This is a genomic window from Leclercia sp. UBA5076 (genome assembly GCF_002416465.1).
Lineage (GTDB): Bacteria > Pseudomonadota > Gammaproteobacteria > Enterobacterales > Enterobacteriaceae > Enterobacter.
The window spans coordinates 86,158-103,021 of record NZ_DIAO01000003.1; the positions used below are offsets into that span (position 1 = coordinate 86,158).

The following is a 16,864-nucleotide window of genomic DNA, read 5'->3' on the forward strand; positions in this document are numbered from 1 at the left end:
ACAACAAACGGCTCACGAATTTCCGCTTTCGCCAATAACCCCACGAACTACATGAGATTAACAGAAAAAAGCCGGCCGTCAGGCCGGCTTTTTTACTTACATCACCAGGCGGCGAATGTCGCTCAGCATGTTGTTGATGATGGTGATAAAGCGCGCACCATCAGCACCGTCGATCACGCGGTGGTCGAAGGAGAGAGAGATTGGCATCATCAGACGCGGCACAAACTCTTTACCATTCCACACCGGCTCCATCGCAGACTTGGAGACACCAAGGATCGCCACTTCCGGCGCGTTAACAATCGGCGCGAAGTGGGTGGTACCCAGGCCGCCGATGCTGGAGATAGTGAAGCAGCCGCCCTGCATTTCGCCGGCAGTCAGCTTACCATCACGCGCTTTCTTGGAGATGGTGGTCAGTTCACGAGACAGCTCGGTAACGCTCTTCTTGTTCACGTCTTTAAAGACCGGAACAACCAGACCGTTTGGCGTATCAACCGCAACACCGATGTTGATGTATTTCTTCAGCGTCAGCTTCTGGCCATCTTCGGACAGGGAGCTGTTGAAGCGTGGCATCTGTTCCAGAGCCGCAGCAACTGCCTTCATGATGAAGACCACTGGGGTGAATTTCACGTCCAGTTTACGCTTCTCAGCTTCGGCGTTCTGCTGTTTACGGAACGCTTCCAGATCGGTGATATCGGTTTTGTCGAAGTGGGTAACGTGCGGGATCATGACCCAGTTACGGCTCAGGTTAGCACCAGAGATTTTCTGGATACGGCCCAGTTCCACTTCTTCGATTTCGCCGAACTTGCTGAAGTCCACTTTCGGCCAAGGCAGCATGCCCGGGATACCGCCACCGGTGGCAGCAGCAGGTGCCGCTTCAGCGCGTTTAACCGCCTCTTTCACGTAAGCCTGAACGTCTTCGCGCAGGATACGACCTTTACGGCCAGTCCCTTTCACTTTCGCCAGGTTCACACCGAATTCGCGCGCCAGGCGACGAATCAGCGGGGTCGCGTGGACGTATGCGTCGTTTTCAGCGAACTCAGATTTGCCTTCCGCTTTCGCAGCCGGAGCGGCAGCTGGTTTAGCAGCCTGAGCCGGTGCAGCAGCAGGTGCTGGCGCAGCAGCAGCGGCCGGAGCGGCTGCAGGCGCAGCGCCTTCCACTTCGAAGACCATGATCAGGGAGCCGGTAGAAACTTTGTCGCCGGTGCTGATTTTGATCTCTTTAACGGTACCGGCGAACGGCGCAGGCACTTCCATAGAAGCCTTGTCGCCTTCAACGGTGATCAGTGACTGTTCAGCGGCAACTTTATCGCCCACTTTCACCATCACTTCGGTGACTTCAACTTCGTCACCACCGATGTCAGGAACGTTAACCTCTTTCGCACCGCCAGCCGCAGCTGGAGCAGCAGCCTGAGCCGGAGCAGCTTCCGCTTTCGCTGGAGCCGCAGCGCCTTCAGCACCCGCCACTTCGAAGACCATGATCAGGGAGCCAGTAGAGACTTTGTCACCGGTGTTGATCTTGATCTCTTTAACGGTGCCCGCGAACGGTGCTGGCACTTCCATAGAAGCTTTATCGCCTTCTACGGTGATCAGGGACTGCTCAGCCGCAACGGTATCGCCCACTTTCACCAGGATCTCAGTGACTTCAACTTCGTCACCACCGATGTCAGGCACGTTAACTTCTTTCGCTGCCGCGGCAGCTGCTGGAGCAGCGGCGGCTGGAGCGGCTTCTTTCTTCTCTTCCTGCGCAGGTGCAGCAGCGGCTGCACCATCGGCGGAATCGAAAATCATGATCAGTTTGCCAGTCTCGGTTTTATCGCCAACAGAGACTTTGATCTCTTTAACGATGCCAGCCTGAGGAGACGGGACTTCCATAGAGGCTTTGTCGCCTTCTACGGTGATCAGCGACTGTTCAGCTTCAACTTTGTCGCCTACTTTGACCAGGATCTCGGTGATTTCAACTTCATCAGCCCCGATGTCCGGTACATTGATTTCGATAGCCATTATTCTTTTACCTCTTACGCCAGACGCGGGTTAACTTTTTCTGCATCGATGTTGAATTTGGTAATTGCGTCCGCAACCACTTTCTTATCGATTTCGCCACGTTTAGCCAGTTCGCCCAGGGCTGCTACAACCACGTAAGAAGCATCAACTTCGAAGTGGTGACGCAGGTTTTCGCGGCTGTCAGAACGACCGAAGCCGTCAGTACCCAGTACGCGATAATCATCAGCTGGAACGTAAGTACGAACCTGCTCTGCGAACAGTTTCATGTAGTCAGTAGATGCTACGGCCGGAGCGTCGTTCATCACCTGAGCGATGTACGGAACGCGCGGAGTTTCCAGCGGGTGCAGCATGTTCCAGCGCTCACAATCCTGGCCATCACGCGCCAGTTCAGTGAAGGAGGTTACGCTGTACACGTCGGAGCCCACACCGTAGTCTTTCGCCAGGATCTGCGCTGCTTCACGGACGTGACGCAGGATAGAACCGGAGCCCAGCAGCTGAACTTTACCTTTGCTACCTTCAACGGTTTCGAGTTTGTAGATACCTTTACGGATACCTTCCTCGGCACCTTCCGGCATGGCCGGCATGTGGTAGTTTTCGTTCAGGGTGGTGATGTAGTAGTAAATGTTCTCTTGCGCTTCACCGTACATGCGCTGCAGACCGTCATGCATGATGACTGCCACTTCGTACGCGTAAGACGGATCGTAAGAGATACAGTTCGGGATAGTCAGAGACTGAATGTGGCTGTGACCATCTTCGTGCTGCAGACCTTCGCCGTTCAGGGTCGTACGACCGGAAGTACCACCGATCAGGAAGCCGCGAGCCTGCTGGTCGCCTGCCTGCCAGCACAGGTCGCCGATACGCTGGAACCCGAACATGGAGTAGTAGATGTAGAACGGGATCATCGGCAGGTTGTTGGTGCTGTAGGAGGTCGCAGCAGCCAGCCAGGATGCGCCTGCGCCCAGCTCGTTGATACCTTCCTGCAGGATCTGGCCTTTCTCGTCTTCTTTGTAGTATGCAACCTGCTCACGGTCCTGCGGGGTGTACTGCTGGCCGTTCGGGCTGTAGATACCGATCTGACGGAACAGACCTTCCATACCGAAGGTACGCGCTTCGTCCGCGATGATTGGCACCAGACGATCTTTGATCGACTTGTTCTTCAGCATCACGTTCAGGGCACGCACGAAGGCGATAGTGGTAGAGATCTCTTTGTTCTGCTCTTCCAGCAGCTGAGAGAAGTCTTCCAGCGCTGGGAGTTCCAGTTTCTCAGTGAAGTTCACCTGACGGGACGGCAGGTAGCCGTTCAGTTTCTGACGCTGCGCGTGCAGATAGGTGTGCTCTTCAGAACCTTCCGGGAAGGTGATGTAAGAGAGGTTTTCAACCTGCTCGTCGGTCACTGGAACGTTGAAACGGTCGCGGATATAACGCACGCCGTCCATGTTCATTTTCTTAACCTGGTGCGCGATGTTTTTACCTTCGGCAGTGTCACCCATGCCATAACCTTTAACGGTATGAGCCAGGATGACGGTTGCTTTACCTTTGGTTTCCTGCGCTTTTTTCAGTGCAGCGTAGACTTTCTTCGGATCGTGACCACCACGGTTCAGGGCCCAGATCTGCTCGTCAGTCCAGTCTGCAACCAGGGCTGCGGTTTCAGGATATTTACCGAAGAAGTGCTCACGAACATAGGCACCGTCTTTGGATTTGAAGGTCTGGTAGTCGCCGTCAACGGTTTCGTTCATCAGCTGGATCAGCTTACCGCTGGTATCTTTACGCAGCAGCTCGTCCCAACGACCGCCCCACATCACTTTAATAACGTTCCAGCCAGCACCTGCGAAGATGCCTTCCAGTTCGTTGATGATCTTGCCGTTACCGGTTACCGGACCATCCAGACGCTGCAGGTTACAGTTGATGATGAAGCAGAGGTTGTCCAGCTTCTCACGGGTCGCGATGGTGATCGCGCCTTTGGATTCTGGCTCATCCATCTCGCCGTCGCCCAGGAAGGCGTAAACGGTCTGCTGAGAGGTATCTTTCAGGCCACGATGTTCCAGATATTTCAGGAATTTAGCCTGGTAGATCGCACCGATTGGGCCCAGACCCATGGAAACGGTCGGGAACTGCCAGAATTCTGGCATCAGTTTCGGGTGCGGATAGGAGGAGAGACCTTTACCGTGAACTTCCTGACGGAAGTTGTTCATCTGCTCTTCAGTCAGACGACCTTCCAGGAACGCACGTGCGTAGACGCCCGGAGAGATGTGGCCCTGGAAGTAGACCAGGTCGCCGCCGTCTTTCTCGGTGCGCGCGCGGAAGAAGTGGTTAAAGCACACTTCATAAACGGTTGCAGAGGACTGGAAGGATGCCATGTGGCCACCCAGCTCCAGATCTTTTTTGGATGCGCGCAGAACGGTCATGATGGCGTTCCAGCGGATTGCAGAACGGATACGGCGTTCCAGATCCAGATTGCCCGGGTATTCCGGTTCGTCTTCAACGGCAATCGTGTTTACGTAGTTGTTAGCCCCTGCACCTGCAGCTACTTTCACGCCGCCTTTGCGGGCTTCAGAAAGCATCTGTTCAATCAGATACTGAGCGCGCTCAACACCTTCTTCACGGATGACCGATTCGATCGCCTGTTGCCAGTCGCGAGTTTCGATCGGATCCACGTCATTTTGGAGACGTTCTGACATGGGGGTATTCCTTATCTATCTAATACGTTGATTTGTCTGGAACCTGTCCCATTGCATTTTCGCCAGAAAACGCAATAAGACAGGTTCTGCGTTTAGTTGCCGCGCTCTAAAAAACTGGCGCTTAATCCTTTCGTTGCTGTATGCGGCGTAATGAACGTTCGCGACGCGACTGTTCACGGCTGCGGTCCAGCAAGATTTCCTCAATGAAAGCCAGGTGACGGTGCGACGCTTCACGCGCCTGCTCCGGCTCCCCGGCCATTATCGCCTCGAATATTCGGGTGCGATGGTTGCTGACCAGCGGAAGCATCTCCCGGCGGGCATACAACAATTCAAAATTCTGACGAACGTTCTGGGCAAGCATTGGCTCCATGCAGCGTAGCAGATGGAGGAGCACCACGTTGTGGGCCGCTTCAGTGACGGCGATTTGATACTGGACGACGGCGTCGGACTCGGCGTCGAGATCGCCGGATTCCTGAGCCCGTTCGATGGCCTGATGCAGTTCGCGGATGCGCTCGCGATCGGCATCATTGCTGCGCAGCGCCGCGTAATAAGCCGCGATGCCTTCAAGCGCGTGACGGGTCTCAAGCAGATCAAACTGGGATTCTGGGTGGTCGGAGAGCAGCTCCACTAACGGGTCGCTGAAACTCTGCCACAGGCTGTTTTGCACAAAGGTTCCGCCACCCTGGCGACGAAGCAGCAGGCCCTTGGCTTCAAGGCGTTGGATCGCCTCACGCAGCGAGGGACGGGAAACGTCGAACTGTTTAGCCAGTTCGCGTTCAGGTGGTAGTTTTTCACCGGGGCGCAGGGTCCCCTCAAGGATCAAAAACTCCAGCTGCTGCTCAATCACATCGGATAATTTTGGTTGGCGAATTTTGCTGTAGGCCATATTCCCTGTCTTACGCCTTTTTGCCCGGAGTCAATTGGTCTTACCAATTTCATGTTCGTATCGCTAAAGTAACAAAGTATTCACCTTGTGTCCATATTGGTTTTGATTGAAATCATTAAACCCTGCTTATTTTAACAACCTTACAGAAATAACGTTTCAAAAATGTAACTCTGCACAAATGAATTGATTACCCCGAAAGAGGCAGTTTTAACTTTATTGAAACGGTGAAAAGTGCGATCTGAACCGATTTAGCGGAGTAAAAAATGAAATTCTGCCCACTTATGGCGCATTTTTATTCTATAGGTTGATAAAGGGAATTAAACGGGACGATTTACAAATGCTTTCTTTTTATTCGAACTCGCTTTCTCCTCGCATAAAGCAGGTGCATTCGCCGTCGCTTACCACTATTCTTCCGAATACGGAAGACACAGCCGGTTATTTCAGCCAATTGAACCGTAAACTAATAAATACATGAAATGGAATTTCATAATTACACACGCCAGAGCGTGAACATAACAACCACACACGAGGTTTTATAATGGAAGGTCAACAGCACGGCGATCAGCTAAAGCGCGGCCTTAAAAACCGCCATATCCAGCTTATTGCCCTCGGTGGTGCGATCGGTACCGGCCTGTTTCTGGGTAGCGCATCGGTTATTCAGTCTGCCGGGCCGGGTATTATTCTGGGCTATGCCATTGCCGGTTTTATCGCATTCCTTATTATGCGTCAGTTGGGCGAGATGGTGGTTGAAGAACCGGTAGCCGGTTCCTTCAGCCATTTTGCTTATAAATATTGGGGCAGTTTTGCCGGCTTCGCGTCCGGCTGGAACTACTGGGTCCTCTATGTTCTTGTCGCGATGGCGGAACTGACCGCGGTCGGTAAATATATCCAGTTCTGGTGGCCTGAAATCCCAACCTGGGCCTCAGCGGCAGTCTTCTTTGTGGTCATCAACGCCATTAACCTGACCAACGTGAAAGTGTTCGGCGAGATGGAGTTCTGGTTTGCCATTATTAAAGTTATCGCCGTTGTGGCGATGATCCTGTTCGGCGGCTGGCTGCTCTTCAGCGGCAATGGCGGCCCGCAGGCAAGCGTCAGCAACCTGTGGGATCAGGGCGGCTTCCTGCCGCACGGCATGACCGGACTGGTGATGATGATGGCGATCATCATGTTCTCCTTCGGGGGGCTGGAGCTGGTGGGTATCACCGCCGCGGAAGCAGACAACCCGGAGCAGAGCATCCCGAAAGCGACCAACCAGGTTATCTACCGTATCCTGATCTTCTATGTGGGCTCGCTGGCCGTGCTGCTCTCCCTGCTGCCATGGACCCGCGTCACCGCAGATACCAGCCCGTTTGTCCTCATCTTCCACGAGCTGGGCGACACTTTAGTAGCGAACGCGCTGAACGTAGTAGTACTGACCGCGGCGCTGTCGGTTTACAACAGCTGCGTCTACTGCAACAGCCGTATGCTGTTCGGCCTGGCCCAGCAGGGTAACGCCCCGAAAGCGCTGCTCTCTGTGGATAAACGTGGCGTACCGGTGAACACCATCCTGGTGTCGGCTGTGGTGACCGCACTCTGCGTGCTCATCAACTACCTGGCGCCGGAATCGGCCTTCGGCCTGCTGATGGCGCTGGTGGTCTCTGCCCTGGTGATCAACTGGGCGATGATTAGCCTGGCGCACATGAAGTTCCGTCGTGCCAAGCAGCAGCAGGGCGTGAAAACACGTTTCCCTGCCCTGCTCTACCCGCTGGGTAACTGGGTTTGCCTGCTGTTCATGGCCGCCGTACTGGTTATTATGCTGATGACCCCAGGCATGGCCATTTCGGTCTACCTGATCCCGGTATGGATTGTGATCCTCTGGGTGGGCTACATGTGTAAGCAGAAAAATGCTAAAACGGTAAAAGCGCACTAATCCTCTCCCCTCTGCGTCCTCCCGGACGCAGAGGGTTGTTACCTTCCTCACACTTTCCCTTCAACAGCAATTTTATCCATATCAGCGACGTTATATTGCAACGCATATTTTCCTTTGCCAGCGAATAATTCTCTCCATACCGCTACTCGGAGAAACGTCGATGGATAACAATAAATTATCAGTGAAAGAAAAGATCGGCTATGGGATGGGTGATGCCGGGTGCAACATCATCTTTGGCGCCATCATGTTGTTTGTGAATTATTTTTATACGGATATTTTTGGCCTGGCACCGGCCCTGGTGGGCGTACTGCTGCTCTCGGTACGCGTAATTGATGCCGTTACCGACCCGATTATGGGGGCTATTGCCGACCGTACCCGCAGTAAGTATGGGCGATTTCGTCCATGGCTGCTGTGGATCGCCTTCCCCTATGCGCTCTTCAGCATCCTGATGTTCACCACCCCGGACTGGACCTACAACAGCAAAGTTATCTATGCCTTCGTCACCTACTTCCTGCTCTCTCTGACCTATACGGCGATTAACATTCCCTACTGCTCGTTGGGCGGGGTGATCACCAACGATCCTAAAGAGCGTGTTGCCTGCCAGTCCTACCGCTTTGTGCTGGTGGGTATTGCCACGCTGCTGCTGTCGCTGACGCTGCTGCCGATGGCCGACTGGTTCGGCGGCGAGGACAAAGCCAAAGGTTATCAGATGGCCATGACCGTGCTGGCGCTGATTGGCACCTGCATGTTCCTGTTCTGCTTCGCCACGGTGCGCGAACGTGTGCGCCCGGCGGTACAGACCCATGACGAACTGAAAAACGATCTGAAAGATGTCTGGAAGAACGACCAGTGGGTGCGCATCCTGCTGCTGACCCTGTGTAACGTCTGCCCTGGCTTTATCCGCATGGCGGCCACCATGTATTACGTCACCTGGGTGATGGGCCAAAGCACCCACTTTGCGACCCTGTTTATCAGCCTGGGTGTGGTGGGCATGATGCTCGGCAGCGTTATGGCAAAAGTGCTGACCGACCGCTGGTGTAAACTGAAGGTCTTCTTCTGGACCAACATTGCGCTGGCGATCTTCTCCTGCGCCTTCTATTTCTTCGATCCAAAAGCCACCGTGACCATTGTGGTGCTCTACTTCCTGCTGAACATCCTGCACCAGATCCCATCCCCGCTGCACTGGTCCCTGATGGCCGACGTGGATGACTACGGCGAATGGAAAACCGGGAAACGTATCACCGGGATCAGCTTCTCCGGCAATATCTTCTTCCTCAAGCTGGGTCTGGCCATTGCCGGTGCCATGGTGGGCTTCCTGCTCTCCTGGTACGGTTATGATGCCGGCGCAAAAGCGCAAAGCGCTGACGCCATCAACGGTATCGTCCTGCTCTTCACCGTTATCCCGGGCATCGGATACCTCATTACCGCAGGCGTGGTGCGTCTGCTGAAGGTCGACCGCGAAACGATGAAGCGGATCCAGGAAGACCTGGAGAAGCGTCGCAATAACTACCGCGAGCTGAACGAGTATCAGGAACTCAGCGCCGCTGAGACGAAATAAGGAGAGCCGAATGCAAACCTGGCCAAACCCATTTATTGAACAACGCGCCGATCCGTACATTCTTCATCATGAAGGGCAGTACTATTTTATTGCCTCGGTTCCGGAGTATGACCGGCTGGCAATCCGCCGCGCCGACTCGCTGGAAGGGCTGCGCAGCGCACAAGAGGTCGTGGTCTGGCATAAGCCCGACAGCGGCCCGATGGGTAATCTGATCTGGGCCCCGGAACTGCATGCTATCGACGGCAAATGGTACATCTACTTCGCGGCGGCCCACACCCAGGCGCTGGACGAGCTGGGCATGTTCCAGCACCGGATGTATGCCCTGGAGTGCGCCGACAGCGACCCGCTCACCGGCAAATGGGTAGAGAAGGGGCAGATCAAAACGCACTTTGATACCTTTGCGCTGGATGCCACCACCTTTGTCCATCAGGGTAAACGCTGGTATCTCTGGGCGCAAAAAGCCCCGGATATCACCGGTAACTCGAACCTTTATCTGTGCGAAATGGAAAACCCATGGACGCTCAAAGGCGATCCGGTGATGCTCAGCAAACCGGAATATGACTGGGAGTGCCGCGGTTTTTGGGTCAACGAAGGTCCGGCGGTGCTGTTCCACGGCGATCGGCTGTTTATCAGCTACTCCGCCAGCGCCACCGATGAAAACTACTGCATGGGACTGCTCTGGATCGACCTCAATGCTGACCCACGTAACCCGGCGAACTGGCATAAATCCCCGCAGCCGGTGTTCACCACCAGCTACGAGAATCGCCAGTACGGACCGGGACATAACAGCTTTACCCAAACGCCGGAGGGGGAAGACGTGCTGGTTTACCATGCGCGCAACTACACCGAAATCGAAGGCGATCCGCTGTACGATCCAAACCGCCACACCCGCCTGAAAACCGTAAACTGGAACGAAAACGGGATGCCCGATTTCGGCATCCCGTCAGCTGATACACTCTGAAGCCTGCGGCGCGCTGGTTTAGATCAGCGTGCCGTAGATGGTCAGCAGCGCCACAATCACCACCACCACAAAAGAGGTTTTCTTAGCCATCGAGACCGCCGCTTTCGGCGTTGCGATCTTATCCGTGTGCGGCTCGAGGGCCAGGGAGAACTGGGCCAGACGTGTTAACACCAGATATTGCGAGGTGTGGCGATCGCCCAGCGAGGCGAACCATGCCGGCAGGGCTTTCTCGCCGTGGCCGATCAGGGCATACACCACGCCGAACAGCCGCACCGGCAGCCAGTCCACCACGTGCAGGATCGCATCGATACCAGACTGCAACCGCTCGTGCGGGGTCAGATAACGTGCCAGCCAGCTCTGCCAGGCGCGTAAAAACGCATAGCCCATCAGCAGAACCGGGCCCCACGCGCCGCCCACCACAAACCAGAACAACGGCGCCAGATAGAAGCGGTAGTTAATCCACAGCAGCGCATTCTGCAGTTCGCGTAAAAACTCGCGTTCATCGCACTCCGGCGGAATACCGTGAATTAAGGTCAGCTCGCTGGCCATCGCCCCACGGGCATGCAGGTCAACGTTAGTGGCCGCCTTCAGGTAGGCATGGTAGTGCAGACGAACCTTACCTGCGCCAATACAGAGTATACCGAGCAGGATCCACACCACCAGCAGCGGCACGTTGAAGAAGAGGCCATACAGCGACCGCAGCAGCAGGAATACCACCACCATCACGCCCGCCGTCATCAGCAGTGTGCGAATCATGGAAAAGTGGCGGATGCGACGAAACAGCACTTCCATCCGATGATCCAGATGCCAGTGCTCGCCCAGCTTAAACAAACGCTCGGCAATCAACACCAGCAGCATGGTAAATAACGTCATGTCATCTCCTTTTCTGACAGGGCGGTAAGCAGGGTTTTGAATCGTTCCCAGTCAAACGCCGGGCCGGGATCGGTCTTGCGCTGCGGCGCAATATCGCTGTGCCCAGTCATGTTGTGGGCGATACCCGGGTAGAGTGAAATCAGCGTGCGCGTTACCGCAGCCAGTTGCTGATATTGGGCATCGGTGTAGGGCAGCGTATCTGTCCCTTCGAGCTCAATACCGATGGAAAAATCGTTGCAGCGTTCACGCCCCTGATACTGAGAAACGCCCGCATGCCAGGCGCGTTTATCGAAAGGAACATACTGGACGATCTCGCCGTCACGACGAATCAGACAATGGGCAGAAACGCGCAGGTGGGCAATTTCTGCGAAAAAGGGGTGAGCATCGGGATCGATTGTCCCGGTGAATAACGCGTCAATCCACGGGCCGCCGAACTCGCCGGGCGGCAGGCTGATGTTATGCACAACCAGCAGCGACGGGATTTCATCCTCTGGACGGCAATCATGGTGTGGCGAAGGAACACGCCGAGCCTCCACCAGCCAGCCATGTTCTGAATGCATGCAGGATCTCCTTATATATGGTGCTGATTCCCGGTTCAGAGTAGCATGTTTCAATCTTATGATTCGTTACCAATTTGGAGTTTTAACATGCCGCCACGCCGCTACAACCCCGACCACAGACGTAACGTACTGCTGGAACGTATAAATATGGATATTCCGGCAAGCGTCGCCAATGCGCTGCGCGAAGATCTGGGTGGAGACGTCAACGCAGACAACGACATTACCGCCCAGCTGCTGGCGGAGGATGCCCGTTCCCATGCGGTTGTCATCACCCGTGAGGATGGCGTTTTCTGTGGCAAACGTTGGGTGGAAGAGGTCTTTACGCAACTGGCCGGGGATGGCGTTCAGGTGACGTGGCATGTCGAAGATGGCGACAGCATTGTGGCTAACCAGCCGCTCTTTGAACTGGAAGGGCCATCGCGCGTCCTGCTCACCGGTGAACGCACCGCGCTGAACTTTGTCCAGACGCTCTCGGGCGTGGCAAGCGAAGTGCGCAGCTACGTCAACCTGCTGGAAGGCACAAATACCCAGTTGCTGGATACGCGCAAAACCCTGCCCGGCCTGCGTACCGCGCTGAAATATGCCGTGCTGTGCGGCGGCGGCGCCAACCATCGCCTGGGGTTGTCCGATGCCTTCCTGATTAAAGAGAACCATATTATCGCCTCCGGCTCCGTTCGCCAGGCGGTAGAAAAAGCCTTCTGGCTGCATCCGGATGTGCCGGTCGAAGTAGAAGTAGAAAGCCTGCAGGAGCTGGAAGACGCGCTGAAAGCGGGTGCCGACATCATCATGCTGGATAACTTCGAAACTGAGCAGATGCGTGAAGCCGTGAAGCGTACCAATGGTCAGGCCCGTCTCGAGGTCTCTGGCAACGTGACGCGTGAAACCTTACGTGAATTTGCCGAAACCGGCGTCGATTTCATCTCCGTTGGCGCACTGACTAAACACATTCGCGCCCTCGATCTGTCGATGCGCTTTCGCTAGCTGACTTCAGCCCGGTCTGCCGAGGCCGGGCTCCCCCGATTTCCGACCCTTCTCGCAACCCCCTTGTATCACGCTGTAACATCAACACTCCTCGCTGAATCCTGCTTCCCAAAATGATTTTTGCCGCTCGCCCCTGCTCTGCCGTGCTGCCACAGTAGCGCCAGTTCACACAAGGAGCGACTCATGGAAAGACAAAAAGGATTTACCCTCATCGAGCTAATGGTCGTCATCGGCATCGTCGCCATTCTTAGCGCCATCGGCATTCCGGCCTATCAGAACTACCTGCGAAAAGCCGCCCTCACTGACATGCTGCAAACCTTCCTGCCCTACCGTACCGCCGTCGAACTCTGCGCGCTCGATCACGGCGGGACAGAAAGCTGCGACGCGGGCGTCAACGGCGTTCCCTCCCCTGCCACCTCCCGCTATGTCTCAGCCATGAGCATTGTCAAGGGTACCGTTACCCTGACGGGTCAGGAGAGCCTGAACGGTCTGGAGGTCGTGATGACGCCGCAATGGAATAACGGCAACGGCATCACCGGCTGGACGCGCGTTTGCACCATTGCCAACGACAGCGCGCTGAAGCAGGCCTGTGAAGAGGTGTTCCGCTTTACGGCTGGCGAGGAGAACGTGCAATGAATTCTGACCAGCTCACCGCGCTGTGTCAGCGTCACAACGCTTTGTTGCTGACCAGCGCCCCGGACAGCATCACGATTGCCGTGGTGGGTAACCCGCCTGTTGGGCTGCTGGAGGCGTTACGTTTCGCGACGCAGAAAAGGATAGATATCGAATGCTGGACCAGCGAGAGAATGGAAAAGCACCGGCAAACCGCGTCAGACTCGCATCTGCCTGTGGCCGCCATCTCAACCCGCTCTGCCATTGAGATCCTCAACCGCACCCTGATGCAGGCGATGAGCCAGCGGGCATCGGATATTCACATCGAGCCCGCCGACGAGAGCTGGCAGATCCGGTTACGCATCGACGGCGTGTTGTATCCGCAACAGCCTCTTTCGTCCGAACTGGGCACTACGCTGATCGCCAGGCTGAAGGTGCTGGGCAATCTGGATATCGCCGAGCGGCGCTTACCCCAGGATGGACAATTTACGGTTGAGCTCTCCGGCGCCCCCGTCTCGTTTCGAATTGCCACGCTTCCCTGTCGCAATGGAGAAAAAATCGTGCTGCGGCTTTTGCAGCAGGAGCAGCAGGCGCTCCTGCTGGATCAGCTGGGCATGAGCACCATCCAGCAGCGATTATTCGCCGAAGCGCTGCATAAATCCCAGGGGCTGATTCTGGTGACGGGCCCCACCGGCAGCGGTAAAACCGTTACCCTTTACAGCGCGTTACAGGCCCGGAATACGCCCGCTGTGAACATCTGCAGCGTAGAAGATCCTGTCGAAATCCCGCTCGAGGGGCTAAACCAGACCCCCATAAACCCCCGGGCGGGGTTAACCTTCCAGAGCGTATTGCGTGCATTTCTACGCCAGGATCCAGACATCATCATGGTGGGCGAAATACGTGATGGCGAAACGGCCGGGATCGCGATCAATGCCGCCCAGACTGGCCATCTTGTGCTGTCGACGCTGCATACCAACTCTACCGCCGAAACGCTGGTTCGCCTGCAGCAGATGGGCGTGGCGCGCTGGATGATCTCTTCGGCATTGTCTCTGGTGATCGCCCAGCGGCTGGTACGTCGGCTGTGCCCGCACTGTCGTCAGGAGGCCCGCCGGGATGCCCCCCTGCCCCAGGCGTTGTGGCCTCGCCCTTTGCCGCACTGGCTGCCGGTGGGTTGCGACCGCTGCTACCACGGTTTTTATGGCCGGGTGGCAATCTTCGAGGTGATGGTAATCACCCGCGAGCTGCGCACCGCCATTGCCAGCGGAGCGTCGGTGGAAGAGATCGAAAAGCTGGCCCGACAGACGGGTATGACCACGCTGTTTGAGCATGGCTGCATGGCGGTAGAACAGGGGCACACCACCCTCGAAGAGCTGGTGCAGATGCTGGGCGCGCCCGATGGCAGGTAATCAACTCTGGCGCTGGCGGGCACTCAGCCCGCAGGGGGAGCGGCAGGCGGGCGCGCTTTGGGCACCCGACAAACAAACGGCATGGGCTATCCTGCATGGCAAAGCGCTCGTTCCCCTGGAACTCAGGCGATGCGTGCAACAGACACGGTGGCAGGCGCAGCATCGCTACGACATTATCCATCAGCTGGCGACATTGCTACAGGCGGGGTTAACCCTGTCGGCAGGGCTGGCGCTTCTGGCGCAGCAGCACCCGGCCAGACAATGGCAGGCGTTGTTGCAAAGCGTCGCCGACGATCTCAGTGCCGGGTGTGCCTTCTCTGACGCCCTGAAAAAATGGCCGCATGTTTTTCCGCCGCTTTATGTTTCGATGATCAAAACCGGGGAGCTGACCGGCAAGCTGGACGAATGTTGTCGCCAGCTCGCGCAGCAGCAAAAAACCCAGCAACAACTCAGCGCAAAGGTAATAAAAGCGCTGCGTTATCCGGTAATCATTCTCGGTCTGGCTTTCGCCGTAGTGCTGGCGATGGTGACGCTCGTGCTGCCGGAGTTTGCCGCTATCTATAAAACCTTTAACACCCCGTTACCTGCCCTGACGCGGGCAGTGATGGGGCTGGCAAACGTGCTTCAGGAGCGGGGGGCGGCGCTACTGTTCAGTCTTATAGCGATAACATCCGGCCTGCTGTTTCTTCACCGCAAACGACGATGGCGATATGCCACCCAGCGTCTGCTGCTGAATAGCCCGGTGATTGGTCCGCTGGTACGGGGGCAAAAGCTCAGCCAGATATTCACCGTTCTCTCGCTCACGCAACAGGCGGGCATCGCCTTTATACAAGGGCTGGAAAGTACGGAGGAGACGCTGGAGTGCCCCTTCTGGCAGGAGAAATTACAGGCGATACGGCATCGCATTATGCAGGGGTTGCCCATCTGGTCAGCCCTGAATGAGGCAGAAATTTTTACGCCACTCTGCATTCAGCTGGTACGCACAGGCGAAGCATCGGGCGCGCTGGACACCATGCTGAGCAACCTGGCGCAGCATCATAATGAGCAGACCTTTCAGCAGGCCGACAATTTAGCCTCACTGCTGGAGCCAGTACTGCTGATTGTGACGGGATTGATTATCGGCACGCTGGTGGTCGCGATGTATCTACCGATTTTCCATCTGGGGGATGCGATGAGTGCGGGATAACGCTGGCGCGAAAACGCGCCAGCGAGAAGCATTACAGGCTGTTGAAAACGCGGTTTTCCTGCTCCTGAACGCGGATAAAGGTCGTGCGCTTGGTCAGCTCTTTCAGGCGGGACGCCCCCACATAGGTACATGCTGAACGCAGGCCACCCAGGATATCACGCGCGGTATTTTCAACCGGGCCACGCAGAGGCAGCTTAACGGTTTTACCTTCAGCGGCACGATACTGCGCAACACCACCCACTTGGCGGTTCATGGCCGATTCAGAGCTCATGCCGTAGAACAGCATGAATTTTTCACCGTTTTCTTCAACAACGGTACCGCCGCTCTCTTCGTGGCCAGCCAGCATACCGCCCAGCATCACGAAGTCTGCGCCGCCGCCGAATGCTTTTGCCACGTCGCCCGGCATGGTGCATCCACCGTCACTGATGATCTGACCACCCAGACCGTGGGCTGCGTCAGCACACTCGATCACTGCTGACAGCTGCGGATAACCAACGCCGGTTTTAACGCGCGTGGTGCAGACAGAACCCGGACCAATCCCCACTTTCACGATATCTGCCCCGGAGAGGATCAGCTCTTCACACATTTCACCGGTAACCACGTTACCTGCAATAATGGTTTTGGTCGGCCAGGCCTGACGCGCCTTGCTGACGAACTGAACGAAGTGTTCAGAATAACCATTCGCAACATCAATACAGATGAAGTTAAGGTTTGGGTTAGCAATCAGGATCTGTTTCGTTTTTTCGAAATCGGCATCAGAGGTGCCGGTAGAGACCATCACGTGCTTCAGCACGTTTTCAGATACGGAGCCTGCAAACGCATTCCACTCTTCCACGCTGTAGTGCTTGTGTACAGCGGTCAGAATGTCGAAGGAAGCCAGCGCTTTTGCCATCGCAAACGTTCCGACGGTATCCATGTTAGCGGCGATAACAGGTACGCCAGACCAGGTCTGACCGGAATGCTTAAAGGTGAATTGACGTTCAAGTTCAACGTCGGAGCGACTTTTCAGAGTAGAACGTTTAGGGCGGATAAGAACGTCTTTGAAACCTAACTTCAAATCTTCTTCGATACGCATTTGCGGATTCCTGGGGTACTGGGGTAAATGTCGAAAAACGTAACACACAACTCCAGTGACGCTATCATACGCACTAATACCTGTTGCGCAAGACTGCGAAAATCACTTTTTTTACGCTACAATCCTATAAATTTACCTGGTAAAAAGTACGTAAGCAGGGCTTAATCTTCGCTGATAA

The 16,864-nt window shown here is 55.6% G+C and carries 13 protein-coding genes; 7 read left to right on the forward strand and 6 right to left on the reverse strand.

Annotated elements, in window-relative coordinates; all coding sequences use genetic code 11:
- Positions 1-96: 96 nt before the first annotated feature.
- The 3 genes from aceF to pdhR form a co-directional block, all read right to left on the reverse strand.
- Positions 97-2,001 carry a pyruvate dehydrogenase complex dihydrolipoyllysine-residue acetyltransferase gene (gene aceF / locus B3X29_RS02120; RefSeq protein ID WP_103178293.1) on the reverse strand — a complete coding sequence of 635 codons (1,905 nt, stop codon included), beginning with the start codon at positions 1,999-2,001 and terminating at the stop codon, positions 97-99.
- A 14-nt stretch (positions 2,002-2,015) separates the two neighbouring features.
- Positions 2,016-4,679, reverse strand: coding sequence for a pyruvate dehydrogenase (acetyl-transferring), homodimeric type (gene aceE, locus B3X29_RS02125; protein ID WP_103178292.1), 2,664 nt, complete (start codon positions 4,677-4,679; stop codon positions 2,016-2,018).
- Positions 4,680-4,800: 121 nt separating this feature from the next.
- Positions 4,801-5,565, reverse strand: a complete 765-nt coding sequence (gene pdhR / locus B3X29_RS02130) for a pyruvate dehydrogenase complex transcriptional repressor PdhR (protein ID WP_039030352.1) — start codon at positions 5,563-5,565, stop codon at positions 4,801-4,803.
- Between the two features lie 538 nt (positions 5,566-6,103).
- Here pdhR and aroP point away from each other — a divergent pair.
- The 3 genes from aroP to B3X29_RS02145 all read left to right on the forward strand — a co-directional run bounded on the left by aroP (position 6,104) and on the right by B3X29_RS02145 (position 9,993).
- Positions 6,104-7,474, forward strand: a complete 1,371-nt coding sequence (gene aroP / locus B3X29_RS02135; RefSeq protein WP_159339980.1) for an aromatic amino acid transporter AroP — start codon at positions 6,104-6,106, stop codon at positions 7,472-7,474.
- A 160-nt stretch (positions 7,475-7,634) separates the two neighbouring features.
- Entirely contained in the window at positions 7,635-9,032 is a 1,398-nt protein-coding gene (locus tag B3X29_RS02140; protein WP_103178290.1) for a glycoside-pentoside-hexuronide (GPH):cation symporter, read from the forward strand.
- A gap of 10 nt (positions 9,033-9,042) precedes the next feature.
- Entirely contained in the window at positions 9,043-9,993 is a 951-nt protein-coding gene (locus B3X29_RS02145) for a family 43 glycosylhydrolase (protein ID WP_103178289.1), read from the forward strand.
- Positions 9,994-10,011: 18 nt separating this feature from the next.
- On the opposite strand, the gene ampE is transcribed toward B3X29_RS02145, so the two are convergent.
- Both ampE and ampD read right to left on the reverse strand, forming a co-directional pair.
- A complete protein-coding gene (ampE, locus tag B3X29_RS02150; RefSeq protein ID WP_159339981.1) occupies positions 10,012-10,866 on the reverse strand; it encodes a beta-lactamase regulator AmpE in 855 nt (284 codons plus the stop codon).
- Entirely contained in the window at positions 10,863-11,426 is a 564-nt protein-coding gene (gene ampD / locus B3X29_RS02155) for a 1,6-anhydro-N-acetylmuramyl-L-alanine amidase AmpD (RefSeq protein ID WP_159339982.1), read from the reverse strand. Before ampD ends, ampE begins: the two co-directional genes overlap by 4 nt.
- Positions 11,427-11,513: 87 nt before the next feature.
- On the opposite strand from ampD, the gene nadC reads away from it, so the two are divergent.
- From nadC to hofC, 4 genes are all read left to right on the forward strand, one after another.
- Positions 11,514-12,407 (forward strand): carboxylating nicotinate-nucleotide diphosphorylase, encoded by an 894-nt coding sequence (gene nadC / locus B3X29_RS02160; RefSeq protein ID WP_114315885.1) that lies wholly within the window; start codon positions 11,514-11,516, stop codon positions 12,405-12,407.
- A 183-nt stretch (positions 12,408-12,590) separates the two neighbouring features.
- Positions 12,591-13,043: a prepilin peptidase-dependent pilin gene (gene ppdD, locus B3X29_RS02165; RefSeq protein WP_156653917.1), complete on the forward strand. Its 453-nt coding sequence runs from the start codon at positions 12,591-12,593 to the stop codon at positions 13,041-13,043.
- Positions 13,040-14,425, forward strand: a complete 1,386-nt coding sequence (gene gspE / locus B3X29_RS02170) for a type II secretion system protein GspE (protein ID WP_103178284.1) — start codon at positions 13,040-13,042, stop codon at positions 14,423-14,425. Before ppdD ends, gspE begins: the two co-directional genes overlap by 4 nt.
- Complete coding sequence (hofC, locus tag B3X29_RS02175) at positions 14,415-15,611, forward strand: protein transport protein HofC (RefSeq protein WP_159339983.1); 1,197 nt, start codon at positions 14,415-14,417, stop codon at positions 15,609-15,611. The genes gspE and hofC overlap by 11 nt, the downstream gene beginning before the upstream one ends.
- A gap of 31 nt (positions 15,612-15,642) precedes the next feature.
- On the opposite strand, the gene B3X29_RS02180 is transcribed toward hofC, so the two are convergent.
- Positions 15,643-16,686, reverse strand: coding sequence for a GMP reductase (locus B3X29_RS02180; protein ID WP_290503303.1), 1,044 nt, complete (start codon positions 16,684-16,686; stop codon positions 15,643-15,645).
- Between the last annotated feature and the right edge of the window lie 178 nt (positions 16,687-16,864).